This is a genomic window from Sphingomonas sp., assembly GCF_965200105.1.
GTDB lineage: Bacteria > Pseudomonadota > Alphaproteobacteria > Sphingomonadales > Sphingomonadaceae > Solisphingomonas.
The window spans coordinates 204,586-222,770 of the sequence record NZ_CBDATN010000002.1 but is presented as its reverse complement, the minus strand read 5'-3'; the positions used below and the strand labels follow the sequence as shown (position 1 = coordinate 222,770).

At 70.3% G+C, this 18,185-nt stretch carries 16 protein-coding genes; 12 read left to right on the top strand and 4 right to left on the bottom strand.

Features of this window, described 5'->3' with window-relative positions; translation table 11 throughout:
• Positions 1-35 precede the first annotated feature (35 nt).
• Positions 36-1,244, top strand: coding sequence for a CaiB/BaiF CoA transferase family protein (locus ACOFKX_RS02190; protein WP_419825462.1), 1,209 nt, complete (start codon positions 36-38; stop codon positions 1,242-1,244).
• On the opposite strand, the gene ACOFKX_RS02185 is transcribed toward ACOFKX_RS02190, so the two are convergent.
• The 4 genes from ACOFKX_RS02185 to ACOFKX_RS02170 all read right to left on the bottom strand — a co-directional run bounded on the left by ACOFKX_RS02185 (position 1,241) and on the right by ACOFKX_RS02170 (position 6,386).
• Positions 1,241-1,690, bottom strand: a complete 450-nt coding sequence (locus ACOFKX_RS02185; protein ID WP_419825461.1) for a MaoC family dehydratase — start codon at positions 1,688-1,690, stop codon at positions 1,241-1,243. The two genes, ACOFKX_RS02190 and ACOFKX_RS02185, sit on opposite strands and share 4 nt — an antisense overlap.
• Positions 1,690-3,597, bottom strand: coding sequence for an acetyl/propionyl/methylcrotonyl-CoA carboxylase subunit alpha (locus tag ACOFKX_RS02180; protein ID WP_419825460.1), 1,908 nt, complete (start codon positions 3,595-3,597; stop codon positions 1,690-1,692). The genes ACOFKX_RS02185 and ACOFKX_RS02180 overlap by 1 nt, the downstream gene beginning before the upstream one ends.
• A gap of 153 nt (positions 3,598-3,750) precedes the next feature.
• On the bottom strand, positions 3,751-5,352 hold the full coding sequence (locus tag ACOFKX_RS02175; RefSeq protein WP_419827318.1) for a carboxyl transferase domain-containing protein: 1,602 nt from the start codon (positions 5,350-5,352) through the stop codon (positions 3,751-3,753).
• Positions 5,353-5,474: 122 nt separating this feature from the next.
• The gene (locus ACOFKX_RS02170) at positions 5,475-6,386 is read right to left on the bottom strand and encodes a diacylglycerol/lipid kinase family protein (RefSeq protein WP_419825459.1); all 912 of its coding nucleotides are present in this window, start codon (positions 6,384-6,386) and stop codon (positions 5,475-5,477) included.
• A gap of 140 nt (positions 6,387-6,526) precedes the next feature.
• Between ACOFKX_RS02170 and fdhD the strand changes: the two genes are divergently transcribed.
• From fdhD to ACOFKX_RS02115, 11 genes are all read left to right on the top strand, one after another.
• Positions 6,527-7,324: a formate dehydrogenase accessory sulfurtransferase FdhD gene (gene fdhD, locus ACOFKX_RS02165; RefSeq protein WP_419827317.1), complete on the top strand. Its 798-nt coding sequence runs from the start codon at positions 6,527-6,529 to the stop codon at positions 7,322-7,324.
• Positions 7,325-7,333: 9 nt separating this feature from the next.
• On the top strand, positions 7,334-8,329 hold the full coding sequence (gene hemB, locus ACOFKX_RS02160; RefSeq protein WP_419825458.1) for a porphobilinogen synthase: 996 nt from the start codon (positions 7,334-7,336) through the stop codon (positions 8,327-8,329).
• Positions 8,326-8,853 carry a GNAT family N-acetyltransferase gene (locus tag ACOFKX_RS02155; protein ID WP_419825457.1) on the top strand — a complete coding sequence of 176 codons (528 nt, stop codon included), beginning with the start codon at positions 8,326-8,328 and terminating at the stop codon, positions 8,851-8,853. Before hemB ends, ACOFKX_RS02155 begins: the two co-directional genes overlap by 4 nt.
• 96 nt (positions 8,854-8,949) lie before the next feature.
• Positions 8,950-10,434: an MATE family efflux transporter gene (locus tag ACOFKX_RS02150; RefSeq protein ID WP_419825456.1), complete on the top strand. Its 1,485-nt coding sequence runs from the start codon at positions 8,950-8,952 to the stop codon at positions 10,432-10,434.
• 10 nt (positions 10,435-10,444) lie between these two features.
• On the top strand, positions 10,445-10,765 hold the full coding sequence (locus tag ACOFKX_RS02145; protein WP_419825455.1) for a 4a-hydroxytetrahydrobiopterin dehydratase: 321 nt from the start codon (positions 10,445-10,447) through the stop codon (positions 10,763-10,765).
• Positions 10,762-11,958, top strand: a complete 1,197-nt coding sequence (locus ACOFKX_RS02140) for an acyl-CoA dehydrogenase (RefSeq protein WP_419825454.1) — start codon at positions 10,762-10,764, stop codon at positions 11,956-11,958. Before ACOFKX_RS02145 ends, ACOFKX_RS02140 begins: the two co-directional genes overlap by 4 nt.
• A 35-nt stretch (positions 11,959-11,993) precedes the next feature.
• Positions 11,994-13,235, top strand: a complete 1,242-nt coding sequence (locus ACOFKX_RS02135) for an alpha-hydroxy acid oxidase (protein ID WP_419825453.1) — start codon at positions 11,994-11,996, stop codon at positions 13,233-13,235.
• Between the two features lie 58 nt (positions 13,236-13,293).
• Entirely contained in the window at positions 13,294-15,075 is a 1,782-nt protein-coding gene (locus ACOFKX_RS02130; protein ID WP_419825452.1) for a thiamine pyrophosphate-requiring protein, read from the top strand.
• Positions 15,072-15,878 carry a hypothetical protein gene (locus ACOFKX_RS02125; protein ID WP_419825451.1) on the top strand — a complete coding sequence of 269 codons (807 nt, stop codon included), beginning with the start codon at positions 15,072-15,074 and terminating at the stop codon, positions 15,876-15,878. Before ACOFKX_RS02130 ends, ACOFKX_RS02125 begins: the two co-directional genes overlap by 4 nt.
• Positions 15,871-16,512, top strand: coding sequence for a gluconate 2-dehydrogenase subunit 3 family protein (locus ACOFKX_RS02120; RefSeq protein WP_419825450.1), 642 nt, complete (start codon positions 15,871-15,873; stop codon positions 16,510-16,512). The genes ACOFKX_RS02125 and ACOFKX_RS02120 overlap by 8 nt, the downstream gene beginning before the upstream one ends.
• On the top strand, positions 16,502-18,148 hold the full coding sequence (locus ACOFKX_RS02115) for a GMC family oxidoreductase (RefSeq protein WP_419825449.1): 1,647 nt from the start codon (positions 16,502-16,504) through the stop codon (positions 18,146-18,148). Before ACOFKX_RS02120 ends, ACOFKX_RS02115 begins: the two co-directional genes overlap by 11 nt.
• The last annotated feature ends 37 nt before the right edge of the window (positions 18,149-18,185 follow it).

Below are 18,185 nucleotides of genomic sequence, written 5' to 3'. Positions count from 1 at the left end.
TTGGCGCGCGGGGCGGGGGTCGCTAAGTCGTTCGCATGATCGACACCGTTCCTTGGCCCGGCCCGCTGGCGGGCATCCGCGTGCTCGATCTGAGCCGCGTCCTCGCCGGCCCCGCCGCGAGCCTGGCGCTCGCGGATCTGGGCGCCGAGGTCTGGAAGATCGAGCCGCCCGGGACCGGGGACGAGACACGCACCTTCCCCCCGATCCGCGAAGGTGAGAGCCACTACTTCCTCGGCAACAATCGCGGCAAGAAGAGCATCGTCATCGATCTCAAGACCGAAGACGGCGTGACGATCGTCAAGGCGCTTGCCGCTAAGGCCGATATTCTCGTCGAGAATTATCGCCCCGGCGTCATGGATCGGCTGGGCCTCGGGTACGAGACCCTCTCGGCGATCAACCCGCGCCTTATCTACTGCGCGATCTCGGGGTTCGGGATGACCGGGCCGCTGCGTGATCGCCCCTCGTTCGACATCGTCGCGCAGGCGTTGTCGGGCGTGCTCAGCGTTAACGGCGAACTTGACCGCGACGCGGTGAAGCTGGGCCTGCCGATGGGCGATCTGGTCGGCGGCATCAACGGGCCGATCGCGATCCTCGCCGCTTTGCACGAGCGCCACACGACGGGGAGGGGGCGGCTGATCGACGTCAGCCTGATGGACGGGCTGATGGGGTTGCTCGGCTATATCGCGCAACTCGCCTTCTTCACCGGCGAGGATCCGCGCCCGTTCGGATCGCAGCATCCCAATCTCGTACCCTACGGGGCCTTTCCCGCGTCGGATGGCTCGGTGATCGTGGCGTGCCTGACCAACATCTTCTGGAGCCGCATTTGCCGTGCGCTCGGCATGGACGGAGCGGCCGACGATCCCCGCTTCGCGACCACGCAGGCGCGGCGCGATCATCGCGAGGAGGTGAACGCGCTGCTATCCGCGCACACCGAACGGCACACGATGGACGAGCTGTGCGCGCTGTTCGCCCAGCATCATGTCGCGCATGCGCCGGTGCTGGGCGTGCGCGAGGCGCTGGCGCAGCCGCAGGCGGTGGCGCGCAATATGGTCGTCGAGGTAGAGCACGCCACCTTGGGCCGCGTGCCGATCGTCAACCGGCCGATCCGCTTCGTCGACGCGCCCCAGCCGCCGCCCGCCGCGCCGCCCATGCTGGGCCAGCATAGCGATGAGATCCTCGGCCAGGTGCTCGGCTTCGACGCCGCGCGGATCGCCGAGCTGCGCGAGGCGGGCGTCGTCGCTTAGGCACGCTTCTTGAGCAGCACGGTGCGCAGGCAGCGGCAGACCACCTCGTCACGCTGATTGAGAAGCTCGTGCGTGAAGGTGACGAGGCCGCCGGTCGGGCGCGACTTCGACTCGCGCAGCTCCGTCACCTCGCTGGTGGCGCGCATCGTGTCGCCGATGAAGACGGGCTTGGGCATCACCAGCTTGTCGTAGCCGAGATTCGCGACGAGCGTGCCGAGCGTCGTGTCGGCGATGGTGAGCCCGACCATCAGCGCGAAGGTGAAGGTGCCGTTGACGAGGATCTGCCCGAACTCGCTAGCCTTGGCGGCTTCGAGATCGATGTGCAGCGGCTGCGGGTTGTGCGTCATCGTCGAGAACAGCAGGTTGTCCGTCTCGGTCACGGTGCGGCGGATCTCGTGCTCCAGCCGATCGCCCACCCGCCATTCGTCGAAATGCCGCCCCGCCATCAGTCGTCCTTCTCGATCCGCGCGAGCAGCGCGTCGACCTGCACCTGCCCGCCCGCCACCGCCGTCAGCTCGGCGACGGTGCCGTCGAACGGCGCGGTGAGCGTGTGCTCCATCTTCATGGCTTCGAGGGTGAGCAGCTTCTGGCCCTTCGTCACCGCGTCGCCGGCGGCGACCTCCACCGAGACGATGCGGCCGGGCATGGGGGAGAGGATCGCGCCGGAAGAGGCGCCGCCGCCGGCGCCCCCGTCCTTGCGGTAAGGCGCGACGGTGAAGGTCGCGCCCCCTTCGAAGTAGCTGTGCTGCCGCCCGTCGACGACCGACGCGCGCAGGCGGTCGTACATCAGCGCGCGCTCGTCGACCTCGATATCGACGGGCTTCCGATCGACGAGCAGGCGCACTGACACGCGTGCCGGCGCGTTGAGGCGGAAGCCGAAGCGAGCCTGCATGAACTCGCGCGCGGGATTGGACCAGCCGCCGGGCACGTGCGTATCGTCGAAGGCGACGTCATCCGCCGCGTAGCGCAGCAGCGCCTCCGACGGCACCGGCGCCTCCGTCAGCCGCTCCTGCTCCGCGCCGATGAAGCCCGTCGTCGCCGTGCCCGCGCCGAACTCCGGCTCGCGCAGCAGGCGCGCCAGGAACCAGGCGTTGGTCTTGACCGGCTCGCACTCGACGGCGGCGCAGGCGTCGGCGAGCGAGGAGCGCGCCTCCTCGCGGGTCGCGCCGCGCGTCACGAGCTTGGCGATCATCGGATCGTAGAAGGGCGAGACCTGATCGCGCTCCTCGACGCCCGTCTCGATGCGGGCGCCGTTCGGCAGTTCGAGATGATCGAGCCGCCCGATCGACGGCAGGAATCCCTTTGCCGGATCCTCGGCGTAGAGCCTGGCCTCCATCGCCCAGCCGTCGATCGTGAGCTCGTCCTGACGCTTGGGCAGCGGCTCACCGGAGGCGACGCGGAGCTGCCACTCGACGAGATCGACGCCGGTGATCTCCTCGGTGACGGGATGCTCGACCTGGAGGCGGGTGTTCATCTCCATGAACCAGATGCGATCGGCGTGGAGGCCTTCCGACGCATCGGCGATGAACTCGATCGTGCCCGCGCCGACATAATCGACCGCTTTCGCCGCACGCACCGCCGCCTCGCAGATCGACGCCCGCGTGGCCTCGTCCATGCCGGGGGCAGGGGCCTCCTCGATTACCTTCTGGTGGCGGCGCTGGAGCGAGCAGTCGCGCTCGAACAGGTGGACGACGTTCCCGTGGCTGTCGCCGAACACCTGCACCTCGATGTGGCGCGGGCGCTGGATGAGCTTCTCGATCAGGACGTGGTCGTTGCCGAACGAGGCCGCCGCCTCGCGTCGGCACGAGGCGAGCGCGTCGGCGAAGGCCTCGGCGCTCTCCACCTGCCGCATCCCCTTGCCGCCGCCGCCCGCCACCGCCTTGATGAGCACGGGGTAGCCGGTCTCGGCCGCACGCTCGGCGAGGTAGGTCGCGTCCTGTTCGGCACCCATATAGCCCGGCGTCACCGGTACGCCGGCCTTCGCCATGAGTTGCTTGGCGGCATCCTTCAGCCCCATCGCGCGGATCGAGGCGGGGGAGGGGCCGACCCAGACGAGGCCGGCGGCGATCACCTCCTCTGCGAACTCCGCATTCTCCGAGAGGAAGCCGTAGCCGGGGTGGATCGCCTCCGCGCCCGTCTCACGCGCGGCCGCGATGATCCGCTCGCCGACTAGGTAGCTCTCGCGCGCAGGCGACGGGCCGATATGCACCGCTTCGTCGGCCTGCCGGACGTGCAGCGCGCGGGCGTCGGCGTCGGAGTAGACGGCCACCCTGCGGATGCCGAGCCGGCGCGCGGTGCGGATGATCCGGCAGGCGATCTCGCCGCGGTTCGCGATGAGGAGGGAGGCGATCACTTGATCGCTCCGGAGGCGGCGAAGTTGACACTACACACCCCTCCGGCACGCCCCTCCCGAGGCCGCGCGAGGTGCGGCGTGGGGGAGAAGCCGGGATCGGGCATGACGACGATCATAGCTGCGGACGGGCTTGTAGGAAAACGCTCATCTCGATCACATCCGGAACACGCCGAACGCCGGGCGCTCGGGGATCGGCGCTTCCAGGCAGGCAGCGAAGGCTAGGCCCAGCACGTCGCGGGTCTGCGCGGGATCGATCACGCCATCGTCCCACAGCCGCGAGGTGGCGTGGTACGGGTTGCCTTCCGCCTCGTAGGCGGCGCGCACCGGGACCTTGAACGCCTCCACCTGCTCGGGCGTCCAGCTTTCCGCGTCGCGGTGGACGGTGGCCAGCACCGACGCCGCCTGCTCGCCGCCCATCACCGAGATCCGGCTGTTGGGCCAGGTGAACAGGAAGCGTGGGCTGTAGGCGCGGCCGCACATGCCGTAATTGCCCGCGCCGAACGATCCGCCGATCAGCACCGTGATCTTGGGCACGGTGGCGGTGGCGACGGCGGTCACCAGCTTTGCGCCGTGCTTGGCGATGCCCTCCGCCTCGTACTTGCCGCCGACCATGAAGCCCGAGATGTTCTGGAGGAACAGCAGCGGCACGCGCCGCTGGCAGGCGAGCTCGATGAAGTGCGCCCCCTTCTGCGCGCTCTCGGAAAAGAGGATGCCGTTGTTGGCGAGGATCGCCACCGGCATTCCCCAGATGTGCGCGAAGCCCGTGACCAGCGACGATCCGTAGAGCGGCTTGAACTCGTGGAACTCGGAGCCGTCGACGAGGCGGGCGATCACCTCGTGCACGTCGTAGGGCGCGCGCACGTCGTCCGGCAGGATCGCGTAGAGGTCGTCGGCTTCGTACCTCGGCGGGCGCGGCTCGCGCAGCTCGACGTCGGGTGCCTGCCTCGGGCCGAGATGGCTGACGATGTCGCGCACGATCGTCAGCGCGTGCTCGTCGTCGTCGGCGAGATGGTCGGCGACGCCGGATTTGCGGGCGTGGAGATCGCCGCCGCCGAGATCCTCGGCGGAGATCACCTCGCCCGTTGCCGCCTTCACCAGCGGCGGGCCGCCCAGGAAGATGGTGCCCTGCTCGCGCACGATCACGGTCTCGTCGGACATGGCGGGCACGTAGGCGCCGCCCGCCGTGCAGCTCCCCATCACGCAGGCGATCTGCGCGATGCCCTTGGCCGACATGTTGGCCTGGTTGAAGAAGATGCGCCCGAAATGCTCGCGATCGGGGAACACCTCGGCCTGGTGCGGCAGGTTGGCGCCGCCGCTGTCGACCAGATAGACGCAGGGCAGCCGGTTGGCCTCGGCGATCTCCTGCGCGCGGAGATGCTTCTTCACCGTCATCGGGTAGTAGGTGCCGCCCTTCACGGTGGCGTCGTTGCAGACGATCATCGCCTGCCGGCCGGAGACGCGGCCGATGCCCGCGATCACGCCCGCGCCGGGGATCTCGCCGTCGTAGAGGTCGTGCGCCGCGAGCTGGCCGATCTCCAGGAACGGAGAGCCGGGATCGAGCAGCCGCTCGACGCGGTCGCGCGGCAGCAGCTTGCCGCGCGCGGTGTGCTTCGCCCGCGCGCGCTCGCTGCCGCCGAGCGCCGCCGTGGCGACCTTCGCGCGCAGCTCGTCCGCTAGCCTGTGGTTGTGCGCGGCGCGCGCGCGCGCCTCCGGACTGTCGGCGGCGAGCGCCGTGGCGAGGACGGGTGCGCTCATCGCGCGGCGTGGATAATGGTCATGACGGCGCTCGCCCTGCCACGCGCCCGCGCGGTCTGGCAACGGGCGGCTCCGATGCGATCCTCACCGGAACGCGACCGAGACGACGCTCGCCGGCCGCGTCACGCCGGCTCGCGCGGCGCCGCGACGGTGATCGCGCGCGCGGCGACTTTCGCGGTGACGGGCGTCTCCGCCAGCACCTCGCCGTCGATCGAGATCGGCAGCGGCGGCACCGTCTCGATGCGGATCGAGCGGCCCTCGAACTCGCGCGTCATCGCGTGGCGCTGCGGCAGGCGCAGCACGCTCGCCAGCCAGCTCCACACCAGGCCGGCGCGGCCGTGCCCGATCACCGCCTGCACGACGATGCGGCCCGAGGTGAGTTCGGCATCGTCGACGAGCTCGACGCCGCCATGGAAGCGGCCATTGGCGACGCGCAGCTCCACGGCCTCGAAGCTCTGGCGCTTGCCGTCCTGCTCGATCGTCACGCGGAACGGCCGGAACGCGGCGAGTTGGCGTGCCGCCCACAGCAGGTAGCCCGGCCGGCCGAGCCACGATTTTAGGCCGTGCGGCACCGTCTCGGCGATCTGCGGCGCGATGCCGATCGTGGCGCAGTTGGCGAAATAGTCGTCGTCGATCATGCCGAGATCGATCCGCTTCGGCACGCCGTCCGCGATCGCCTTCACCGCGCCGGCGAGATCGAGCGGCAGGCCGAGCGTGCGCGCGAAGCTGTTGGCGGTGCCCAGCGGCAGTGCGGCGAATACCGTGTCCAGGCCGACGATCTTGTCGACCGTACAGGACATGGTGCCGTCGCCGCCGCCGACGATCACCATCGGCACGCCACGCTTGGCGGCGCCCGCGACGCGGCGGGGCATGTCCGCCGGCTTCTTGACGGCGTGCGCCTCGACGAGTTCAATCCCCGCCTCGCGGAACAGCCGACATGCCTTCTTGAACTGCTGGCGTCCCTTGCGCGACTTGCCGTTGACGAAGAGCGCCGCGCTACGTGGGATCGAGTTTGTCACGGCGCCGAAACGCACGAGGCAAGCGGCCGGGCCCGCCAGCGGAACCGTTGCGAGGCCGTGACGGTTATGGCCGATGAGTGAAGGACGGAGGACCTCGTGGGAAAAGGCATCTTGTTGTGGCTGATCGGCATTCCGATCCCGGTCATCATCATCCTCTGGCTGCTCTTCCGGTAGAGCAGGGGCGTCGCTTCCGTCGGGTCCGGCCCGACGGAGGTGGCGAGGATTGCGACCGGACGCTGGCCGTCGAGGCACCGGTCGCGATCGAGGTCGGCGGCGTGGGCTATGCCGTCATGATGGCGACGCCCGCCGACCTGCATGATTTCGCGGTCGGCTTCTGTCTCGCCGAGCGATTAGCGGAAGAGGCGAGCCAGATCGAGGCGGTGGACGCGCACCCTGCGGGAGCGGGCGTCCTGCTCCGCATCTCGCTCTCGGATGCCGTCGCCGGGCGCGTGCACGAGCGCGTTCGCCATCGCGTTTCCGACTCGTCGTGCGGATTGTGCGGCATCGAGAATTTGGAGCAGGCGCTTCGCCCGCTCCCTCGCGTACCCGTCTGCGCGCCGGTGACGGCCGGCGCCGTCTTCGCGAGCCTCAACGGGCTTCGCGCGCTTCAGCCTCTCGGACGAGCCACCGGCGCGGCGCACGCCGCGGCGCTGTGTTCGGCCGAAGGCGGTGTCCGGTTGATCCGCGAGGATGTCGGCCGCCACAATGCGTTCGACAAGCTGGTCGGCGCCATGGCGCGGGACAGTATGGGTTGGGACGGCGGCTTCGCGCTCGTCACCTCGCGGCTCTCCTACGAGATCGTCGAGAAGGCGGCGCTGGCCGGCTGCCCCGCGATCGCCGCCATCTCGGCGCCCACCTCGCTGGCAGCGGAACGCGCGGCGGAGGCCGGAGTCCGGCTGTTCGCATTGGCACGGCCCGACGCTCTCTTGGAGGCGGCGCCACAGGCGGAGTAGGGACGCGGCATGGATCACGCCGCCTATCCCGCGCTCCGCCTCCGCCGCACCCGCGTCGCGCCCTGGTCGCGCCGGCTCGTCGCCGAGACGGTGCTCACACCCTCCGACCTCATCTGGCCGCTGTTCGTCACCGAAGGCGCGCAAGTCGAGGAGCCGATCGCGACGCTGCCCGGCGTCTCGCGCTGGTCGCTGGACGGCATCGCCGCGCGCGCCAGGGAGGCGCAGGCGCTCGGCATCCCGTGCGTCGCGCTGTTCCCCAACACGCCGCAGCATCTGCGGACGGCCGACGGGCGCGAGGCGACTAATCCCTACAACCTGATCTGCCGCGCGATCGCCGCGATCAAGGACGCCGCGCCCGACGTCGGCGTGCTCACCGACGTCGCGCTCGATCCTTATACCGAGCATGGCCATGACGGCCTCGTCGACGATCGCGGCTACGTCATGAACGACGCGACGATGCAGGTGCTGACCGAGCAGGCGCTGGTGCAGGCGCGCGCCGGCGCCGACATCATCGCGCCCTCGGACATGATGGACGGCCGCGTCGGCGCGATCCGCCGCGCGCTTGAGGAGGCGGCGCATCCGAACGTGCAGATCATGGCCTATGCCGCCAAATACGCCTCCGCCTTCTACGGTCCGTTTCGCGACGCGGTGGGCTCGGGCGGTCGGCTGAAAGGCGACAAGCGCGGCTACCAGATGGATCACGCCAATTCGGACGAGGCGTTGCGCGAGGTGGCGCTCGATCTCGCCGAGGGCGCGGACACGGTGATGGTGAAGCCAGGCCTGCCCTATCTCGACATCGTGCGCCGCGTGAAGGACCGCTTCGCCGTGCCCGTGTTCGTCTACCAGGTCTCGGGCGAATATGCGATGATCGAGGCGGCCGCCGCCGCCGGCATGGGCGACCGCGACGCGCTGGCACTGGAGACGCTGACCGCGTTCAAGCGCGCGGGGGCAAGCGGGGTGCTGACCTATTTCGCGCCGCTTGCCGCGCGGCTGCTCGGCGGATGATCGAGACCGAGCGGCTACGCCTCCGGCCGTGGCGCGACGAGGACGGACCCGAGTTCGTCCGCGTCACCAACACGCCCGCGGTGATGGCGCATCTCGGCGGCGTGCGCGAACCCTATGACGGCCGGGCGCTCGTCGCCGAGAAGCAGGCGCTTCAGGCGGAGCATGGCCTGTGCTTCTGGCTGGTGGAACGCAGGGCGGACGGCGCCGTCCTCGGCTTGTGCGGCCTGGAACCCTGCGATGTCGGGCCGGTCGCCGGCGATGTCGAGATCGGCTGGCGGCTGCGTGAGGACGCTTGGGGACAAGGCTATGCCAGGGAAGCGGCGCTCGCCTGCCTCGCCTGGGGGTGGTCCCATCTCGACGTCCCGCGCATCGTCGCGATCACCGTGCCGGCCAACGTGGCGAGCCGGGGGTTGATGCGACGCATCGGCATGACGCATCGGCGCGAACTCGACTTCGATCACCCCTTCTTCCCCTTGGGCCACCCGCTACGCGCGCATGTCGGCTACGCGATCGATCGAGCCTGAAGCAGGATTGGGAGCCCGTCGGCTCCGCGATCGAAGATCGGCAGGGCGGGTGAACGGCATTGCCAGCCTCGCCGCTGCTCGTCACAGGCGGCCGCGATGGCAGCCGAGACGCTCCCCGCCGCGCGCCGCGGCCCGCGCGACCTGACGAGCGGGCCGATCGCGCCCGCGCTCGTCGCCTTCGCGCTGCCGACGCTCGGCTCCAACATCCTCCAGTCGATGAACGCGTCGATCAACACCATCTGGATCGGGCGCTTCCTGGGCCATGGCGCGCTGGCGGCGACGGCCAATGCCAACCTCGTGCTGTTCATCGCCTTCGCGGTCGTGTTCGGCTTCGGTCTGGCGGCGACCATCCTGATCGGACAGGCGGTGGGTGCGCGCGACCTCGATCGCGCACGCCGCGTGCTCGGCACCGCGATCGGCGGCTTCGCGGTCGCCTCGGTCGCGGTCTCGGCGGCAGGCTGGTTCGCCTCCGACGCGATCCTGCGGGGGCTCGCGACGCCGGGGGACGCAATGCCGCTCGCCCATGCCTATCTGCGCGTTATCTTCCTCAGCCTGCCGGCGTCGTTCCTCGTGCTGGTGCTGGCGATGGCATTGCGCGGCGCCGGCGACGCGGTGACGCCGTTCGCGATGATGATCGTGACGGTCGTACTCGACGCCGGGCTCAATCCGGTGCTGATCCTGGGTTTGGGGCCGGCGCCTCGCCTCGGCATCGCAGGCTCCGCGCTGGCGACGGTGGTGGCGAGCTACGCCACGCTGATCGGCTTCGTCGCGATCGTCTACGGCAGGCGGCTGCCGATCCGGCTGATTGGCACGGAGCTGCGCTACTTGGTTCCCGATCCCGCGATCCTGCGCGTCGTCATGGCCAAGGGGCTGCCGATGGGCGCGCAGATGTTCGTCGTCACCGCGTCCGCGCTGGCGCTGACCGGCATCGTCAACCGCGCCGGCGTCGATCATGCCGCCGCCTTCGGAGTGGCGCAGCAGCTCTGGAGCTACGTGCAGATGCCGGCGCTGGCGGTCGGTGCGGCGGTGTCCGCGATGGCCGCGCAGAATATCGGCGCCGGCCGGTGGGAGCGGGTGGGGGCGATCACGCGCTCCGGCATCGTCGTCAACGTCGCGATGACGAGCGTGCTGATCGTGGCGCTGACGGCGGCCGATCGGCCGGCGCTGAGCCTGTTCCTGCCCGGCGGCGGCGCGGCGACGGCGATCGCCGCCCACGCCAACTGGATCGTCGGCTGGTCCTTCGTCCCGTTCGGCGTCACGATGGTGCTGTTCGCCACGGTGCGCGCCAACGGCGCGGTGACGGCGCCGCTCGTCATCCTCGCGATCGCGCTGATCCCGGTGCGCCTCGGCGTCGCCTTCGCGGGCGCGCCGCGCTTCGGGATCGACGCCGTCTGGTGGGCGTTGCCGATCGGCTCGATCGTGTCGGTTGCGATGGCGGCGGCCTATTACCGCTTCGGCGGCTGGCGTCGACAACGCATGATGCCGCCGCCCGCGCCGGCCGAGCTTGCCGGCGAGGCGGTGGCGGCGGCGCCGCCGACCACGCGCCGCCCGCCCGTTGAACCCGCCTCCGTCGAGGGCTAGGGCGTCCGTCATGACGATCGCGAAATTCGACGCCGCCGCGCGCGACGAGGCGCTGGCCGTGCTGCCCGGCTGGCGGCACGAGCCCGGCCGCGACGCGCTGACGCGCAGCTTCCGCTTCTCGGGCTTCGCCGAGGCCTTCGCGTTCATGACGCGCGTGGCGATCCTCGCCGAGAAGGCGGACCATCATCCCGAATGGTCCAACGTCTATGATCGCGTCGACATCCTGCTCACCACCCACGACGCCGGCGGACTATCGTCGCGCGACGTCACGCTCGCCCGTGCGATCGATGCCTTCGCGCCCCCCAGCACCGCACGAGGCACGACCGCATGAGCAAGCACGACATCGCCCTCACCCGCTTCGATCCCGCCGATGCCTTCGGGCTGGACGACCAGCTCAGCGACGAGGAGCGGATGATCCGGCGGACCGCGCGCGACTATGCGCGGAGCAAGCTGCTGCCGCGCGTCACCCGCGCCTATCTCGACGAGACCTTCGACCGCGAGATCATGCGCGAGATGGGGGCGCTGGGCCTGCTCGGCGCGACTATCCCGGCGGAGTATGGCGGGGCGGGGCTGGATTACGTCGCCTACGGCCTCATCGCGCGGGAGGTGGAGGCGATCGACAGCGGCTACCGCTCGGCGATGAGCGTGCAGTCCTCCCTCGTCATGTATCCGATCCACGCCTATGGCTCGGAGGAGCAGCGGATGCGCTGGCTGCCCGGCCTCGCCTCGGGCGAACTGGTCGGCTGCTTCGGCCTTACCGAGCCCGACGCGGGCTCCGATCCCGGCGGGATGCGCACGCGCGCCGAGAAGATCGACGGCGGCTACCGCATTACCGGCGCCAAGATGTGGATCACCAACTCGCCGATCGCCGATCTCGCGGTGGTGTGGGCCAAGTCCGACGCGCATGACGGCCAGATCAAGGGCTTCGTGGTGGAGCGCGGTGCCGCCGGCTTCACCACGCCGAAGATCGAGGGCAAGCTTTCGCTGCGCGCCTCGGTCACCGGTGAGATCGTGCTCGACGGCGTGGAGGTGGGCGAGGACGCGCTGCTCCCTAACGTCGCCGGCTTGAAGGGTCCGTTCGGCTGCCTCAATCGCGCGCGCTACGGCATATCCTGGGGCGTGATGGGTGCGGCCGAGAGCTGCTACGAGGCGGCGCGGACGTACACGCTCGATCGCCACCAGTTCGGCGTGCCGCTCGCCTCCAAGCAGCTCGTCCAGATCAAGCTCGCCGACATGGCGACCGAGATCAGCCTCGGCCTGCAAGCTGCCCTCCGCGTCGGCCGGCGGATGGACGAGGGCGTGCTGATCCCCGAGACGATCAGCCTCATCAAGCGCAACAACTGCGGCAAGGCGCTGGCGATCGCGCGGGTGGCGCGCGACATGCACGGCGGCAACGGCATCTCCGCCGAGTTCCACGTCATCCGCCACGCCATGAATCTGGAGACGGTGAACACCTACGAGGGCACGCACGACGTTCATGGCCTGATCCTCGGCCGCGCGATCACCGGCCTGTCCGCCTTTTAAGGAAGCCGTTCGGCACCATGCCGCGTTGAGCGCGCATGGAAGAGCATGATCGGCCCGCGCAGTTCGGGGGCACGCCGAAACGCCGATACTACACCGGCGGCAACCTGGAGCGCACCCACGGCATCGCCGATCTCCGGGCGCGCGCGCACAGGCTGATGCCGCGCTTCGTCCTCGAATATCTGGAGGGCGGGGCGGAGGACGAGGCGACGCTGAAGCGTGAGCGCGCCGCCTATGGCGAGTGGCGCTTCGTGCCGCGCCAGCTCGTCGACGTGTCGCACCGGTCGATCGCGGCGCCGGTGCTCGGCCGCGCGGCGCCGATGCCGCTCGCCATCTCGCCTACCGGGCTCAACGGCCTGTTCATGCGCGGCGGCGACACTGCGCTCGCGCAGGGCGCGGCCAGATTCGGCGTGCCGTTCACGCAGGGCACCATGTCCAACGATCGCATGGAGGACGTCGCGCGCGTGCCCGGCCTCAGGCACTGGTGGCAGCTCTACATCTTCGGCGGCGACGAGATCTGGCAGGAGCTGGTCCGCCGTGCCGAGTCGTGCGGGGTGGAGGCGCTGCTCGTCACCACCAACGCGCAGATCTACGGCGATCGTGAGTGGGAGGCGCGGGTGCAGGTGAACGGCAAGCCGACGCCCGGCGCCGCGTTCGACGCCGCGCGCCATTGGCGCTGGGCGACGACGACGCTGGACCGCGGCATGCCTGAATTCGCCAACGTCATCGACTTCGTGCCCAAGGAGCGCCGCCGCTTCTTCGACAGCGCCACCTGGATTCGCGAGCAGATGCGCAAGAGCCTGTCATGGGACGACATCGCGCGCATTCGCGATCGCTGGAAGGGCCGCCTGATCCTGAAAGGCCTGCTCCACCCCGACGATATCCGCCGCGCGCTCGACGCGGGTGTCGACGGCATCGCGCTGGGCACCCACGGCGGGCGGCAGGAGGACTGGTCGGTTGTGGCGCTGGACGTGCTGGAGGAGGCGCGCGGCATCGTCGGCGATCGCATGGCGCTGCTGATGTCGGGCGGCATCCGGCGCGGCACGGACATGCTGAAGGCGCTGGCGCTCGGTGCCGACGCGGTGCTGACCGGGCGCGCCACGCTCTACGGCCTGTGCGCCGGGGGGGCCGACGGCGTGCATCGCGCGCTCGAGCTCCTCCACGACGAAGCGCTCGACGGGATGGGGCAGATCGGCGTGAAGAGCCTCGATGCGCTCGACCGATCAGTGCTGGCGCACGCCTCGTCTAACCTGCGTCAGCGACGGGTGACTTCTTCGTAAGGTAGCGGAACGTGCCGTCCGCCGACCGGTTGGGCGGGTGACGTGGCGGAGGCGCGAGATGGCGGAGACGGTCGGAGACTTCTTCTGGAACCGCCTGCACGAGTGGGGCGTCCGCCGCATCTTCGGCTATCCGGGTGACGGCATCAACGGCCTGCTCGGCGCGCTCGACCGGCAGGGCGATCGCTTCGAGTTCGTGCAGGTCCGCCACGAGGAGATGGCGGCGTTCATGGCGTCCGCCCATGCCAAGTTCACCGGCGAGCTCGGCGTCTGCATGGCGACCTCCGGCCCCGGTGCCTCGCACCTGCTCACCGGCCTGTACGACGCCCGGCTGGACCACATGCCGGTGCTGGCGATCGTCGGCCAGCAGGCGCGCACCGCGATCGGCGCGCACTACCAGCAGGAACTGGACCTCAACGCCGCGTTCAAGGACGTGGCGGGCGATTTCGTGCAGACCGCGATCGTGCCCGCGCAGGTGCGTCACCTGGTGGATCGCGCTGTGCGCATCGCCACCGCGCGTCGCCGCGTGACCGCGCTGATCTTCCCCAACGACATCCAGGATGAGCCGATGGAGCAGCCGCCGCGCGCCCATGGCGCGGTGTTCTCCGGCGTCGGCTGGTCCAAGCCGGTGACGGTGCCGGCCGGCCCCGACCTGCAGCGCGCGGCCGAGGTGCTGAACGCGGGCAGCAAGGTCGCCATCCTCGTCGGCGCGGGCGCCAAGGACGCGACCGACGAGGTGATCGCCGTCGCCGAGCGGCTGGGCGCGGGCGCCGCCAAGGCGCTGCTCGGCAAGCAGGTGCTGCCCGACGACCTGCCGTGGGTCACGGGCTCGATCGGCCTGCTCGGCACCAAGCCGAGCTACGACCTGATGATAGAGTGCGACACGCTGCTCATGCTCGGGTCGGGCTTCCCCTATTCCGAGTTCCTGCCCAAGGAAGGTCAGGCGAGGGGCGTGCAGGTCGATATCGATCCGGGGATGCTGTCAATCCGCTACCCGATGGAGTGCAACCTCGAAGGCGACGTCAAGGCGACGCTGGAGGCCCTGCTGCCGCTGCTTCGGCACAAGGCGGACGATGGCTGGCGCGAGAAGATCGCCGGGTGGAACAAATCCTGGCAGAAGACGGTGGAGGCACGCGCCAATGCCGCCGCCGATCCGATCAATCCGCAGAAGCTGTTCACCGAGCTTTCCACCCGCCTACCCGAGCGCGCGATCCTGACGTCGGACTCCGGCTCCTGCGCCAACTGGTATGCGCGCGACATCAAGATCCGGCGCGGCATGATGTGCTCGCTGTCGGGCGGCCTCGCTTCGATGGGCGCGGCGGTGCCCTACGCGATCGCCGCCAAGTTCGCGTACCCGGATCGGCCGGTGATCGCGCTGGTCGGCGACGGTGCCATGCAGATGAACAACATGGCCGAGCTGATCACCATCGCCAAGTACATGAACGGCTGGGCCAACCGCACGCTGATCGTCGCCGTCCTGAACAACGAGGATCTGAACCAAGTGACGTGGGAGCAGCGCGTGATGGAGGGCAATCCGCGCTTCGACGCCTCGCAGTCGATCCCCAACGTGCCCTATCATGAGTTCGCGCGCTCGATCGGGCTTGACGGCATCTACGTCGACGAGCCCGAGCAGGTCGGTCCCGCCTGGGATCGCGCGCTGGCGTCGAACAAGCCCGCGGTCATCAACTTCAAGGTCGATCCCTCCGTGCCGCCGCTGCCGCCGCACATCAATCTGGGGCAGGCCAAGCACTTCATGTTCTCGCTCGCGGGCGACAGTGAAAGAGGCTCGGTGATCGTCGATACCGCGCGCCAGGTGATGGCCAAGATCCTGCCGGGCGAATGAGCGGGGCGGAGAAGGCGCAGCGGGACGGGGCGGCGCGGCTCGTCTCGGCGGGCGCGGCGATGCTGTCGGCGTCGGTGCTGCTCGACAGCGCGATGGAGCATTATCGCGGCTCGTTCCGCAACAAGGCAATGTGGCTGCCGCTGCTGTCGTCCGCCGCGAACCTCGGCGTGGACGGCAGCGGGCGCGGCGGCGGGCTGCGCCTCGTCTCCCACGCGGCGGCGGGCGGGATCGGCTCGACGGGCTTCGGCTTCCACGCCTGGAACGTGGCGAAGCGGCCGGGCGGGGTGCGGCTCGTCAACCTGTTCTACGGAGCGCCAATCGGGGCGCCGGGCGCGCTGGTGCTGGCCGGCGCGGTGGGCGCCGTGGCCGACGGCATCCGCGCCGATCCGCCGCGCATCGGACCGCTGCCGCTCGGCGACGGCCGCGCGCTCGCCGGCCTGCTCGCTTTCGGAATCGCGGGCACGGTGGGCGAGGCGGGGCTGTTGCACTTTCGCGGCGCCTTCCAGAATCCGGCGATGTACCTGCCGGTGGTGCTGCCGCCCGTCGCCGCGCTGTCGCTGGCGCGCGACGCCTGGACGGGCGAGCCGCGCGGGCTCACCGTCGGGCTGCTCGTCGCGACGGCGGTGATGGGGATCGCGGGCGTCGCCTTCCACGCCTACGGTGTCGGGCGCAACATGGGCGGATGGCGAAACGCCTCGCAGAACCTGCTCGCCGGGCCGCCGTTGCCGGCGCCGCCCTCCTTCACCGGCCTGGCGGTCGCGGCGCTGGGTGCGCTCCGCCTGATGAGAGGACGCGATGGCTGATCGCTTTCCCGGCTACGACGTGCTCGCCAAGCGCGACACCCCGAGCTGGAACGACAAGACGCGCGAGGTGGTGGACGAGCGGCTCGCGATGGGCGAGCGCGCCGACGTGCTCGATGCCGTCGGCCGCGACGTGCTCCGCGCGCTGGCGATCCGCGTGCTGCCCCAGCCCGAGGGCCGGCCGCCCACCAACATGGTCGCGATGCTGCTCGACAAGATCGGCAAGGACGACGGCGAGGGCTTCCGCCACCACCGGCTTCCAAAGGTGGCGGAGGCGTGGACGCGCGGCCTCGCCGCCATCGAGGCGGAGGCGCGCGCTCGCCATGGCTGCGGCTTCGCGCAACTCGCGCCCGCGCAGGCCGACTCGCTGCTCTCCGCGATCGAGCGCGGCGAGGCGGCGAGCGACGCGTGGGGTGACATGCCGCCCGCGATCTTCTGGGCGTGGCGGATGCTGCCCGATCTCGTCTCGGCCTACTACGCCCACCCCTCCGCGTGGAGCGCGATCGGCTTCGGCGGCCCGGCGAGCCCGCGCGGCTATGTCCGCACCGGCACCGACCTGCGCGACCCCTGGGAGGCTGCCGAGCGCGGCGACGGACACCAGCCGCCGGCCGAGGTTCGGAACGCGCATGTCGGTTGAGGCGGCGGAGCGGCCGCGCGCCGCGAAGGGCCGCGCGCCCGACGTATTCGAGATCGGCGGCTGGGTGCCGATGCGCGAGCATCGCGACACCGAGGAGGTCGATTTCGCGATCGTCGGCACGGGGGCGGGCGGCGGCACGCTGGCGTGCAAACTCGCGGAGGCCGGCTTCTCGGTCGTGGCGTTCGATGCCGGCGCCTACTGGCGGCCGCTGGAGGATTTCGCCTCCGACGAGCATCACCAGGCCAAGCTCTACTGGACCGACGAGCGGATCGTCGACGGCGCGAACCCGATCAAGCTGGGCGGCAACAATTCGGGTCGCTCGGTGGGCGGGTCTACGGTGCACTACGCGATGGTGGCGCTGCGCTTCCGGCCCGAATGGTTCCAGGCGCGCACCAAGCTCGGCTACGGCGCGGACTGGCCGATCGACTGGCGCGAGATGTGGAAATATTATGGCGAGGTCGAGCGCGCGCTCGCCATCTCCGGCCCGGTGACCTACCCGTGGGGGCCCAAGCGCCCGCGCTACCCCTATCGCCAGCACCCGCTGAACGGCGCGGCGGCGCTGCTCGCGCGCGGGGCCGAGGCGCTCGGCATCCAGTGGACCGAGACGCCGATCGCCACGCTGTCGGCGCCGCGCGGCAAGGCGCACCGCTGCGTCTATCGCGGCTTCTGCACCACCGGCTGCTCCACAAACGCCAAACAATCGGTGCTCAACACATGGCTGCCGCGCGCGCTCGACGCCGGCGCCGAGATCCGCGACTTGGCAATGGTCGGCAGGATCGAGGTGGGCGCGCAGGGCCGCGTCACCGGCCTCCACTATCATCGCGAGGGCCAATGGCGCTTCCAGCGCGCGCGCAACGTCGTCGTGGCGGGCTACTCGATCGAGACGCCGCGCCTGCTGCTCAACTCCGCCTGCGCGCAGTTCCCGGACGGGCTCGCCAACTCGTCGGGTCTGGTCGGCCGCAACTTCATGGTGCAGCTCAATCAGGCCGCCTGGGGGCAGATGGACGAGGAGGTGCGCTGGTACAAATCGCCGCCGAGCCTGGCGATCAGCGAGCATTGGAACTACGAGGATCGCGGCAAGGACTATTTCGGCGGCTGGTGCTACATGAGCCAGGGGCCGCTGCCCGTCACCTGGGCGAAGGAGCTGGCGGGCCAGCGGGGCGTGTGGGGCCAGCGCCTCGTCGACGAGATGACGCGCTACAATCATGGGGTGGGGCTGAAGATGGTCGGCGAGGTGCTGCCCTACGAGCATAACCGCGTGACGCTCGCCGACGAGACCGACGGTTACGGCCTGCGCATCCCGCGCGTGTCCTTCTCCTACGGCGACAATGAGCGCGCGATGATCCGCCACGCATTGGGCTTCATGGACGACAGCCTCGCCGCCGTCGGCGCGCGCGAGCGCTGGAAGGAGTGGGACGACACCTGCCACCTGAACGGCACCGCCAAGATGGGCGACGATCCGCGTACCAGCGTCGTCAATGCCGACTGTCGTTCGTGGGACATCCCAAACCTGTGGGTGTGCGACGGATCGGTGTTCCCGACCGTCGGCGGGGTCAACCCGTCGCTCACCATCCAGGCGATCGCCTGTCGCACCGCCGATCGCATCAAGGCGATGGCCAGCCGCGGCGAGCTCTAGCGATGCGCCGGGGGGTCGTGCATGATCGCGATCGCCG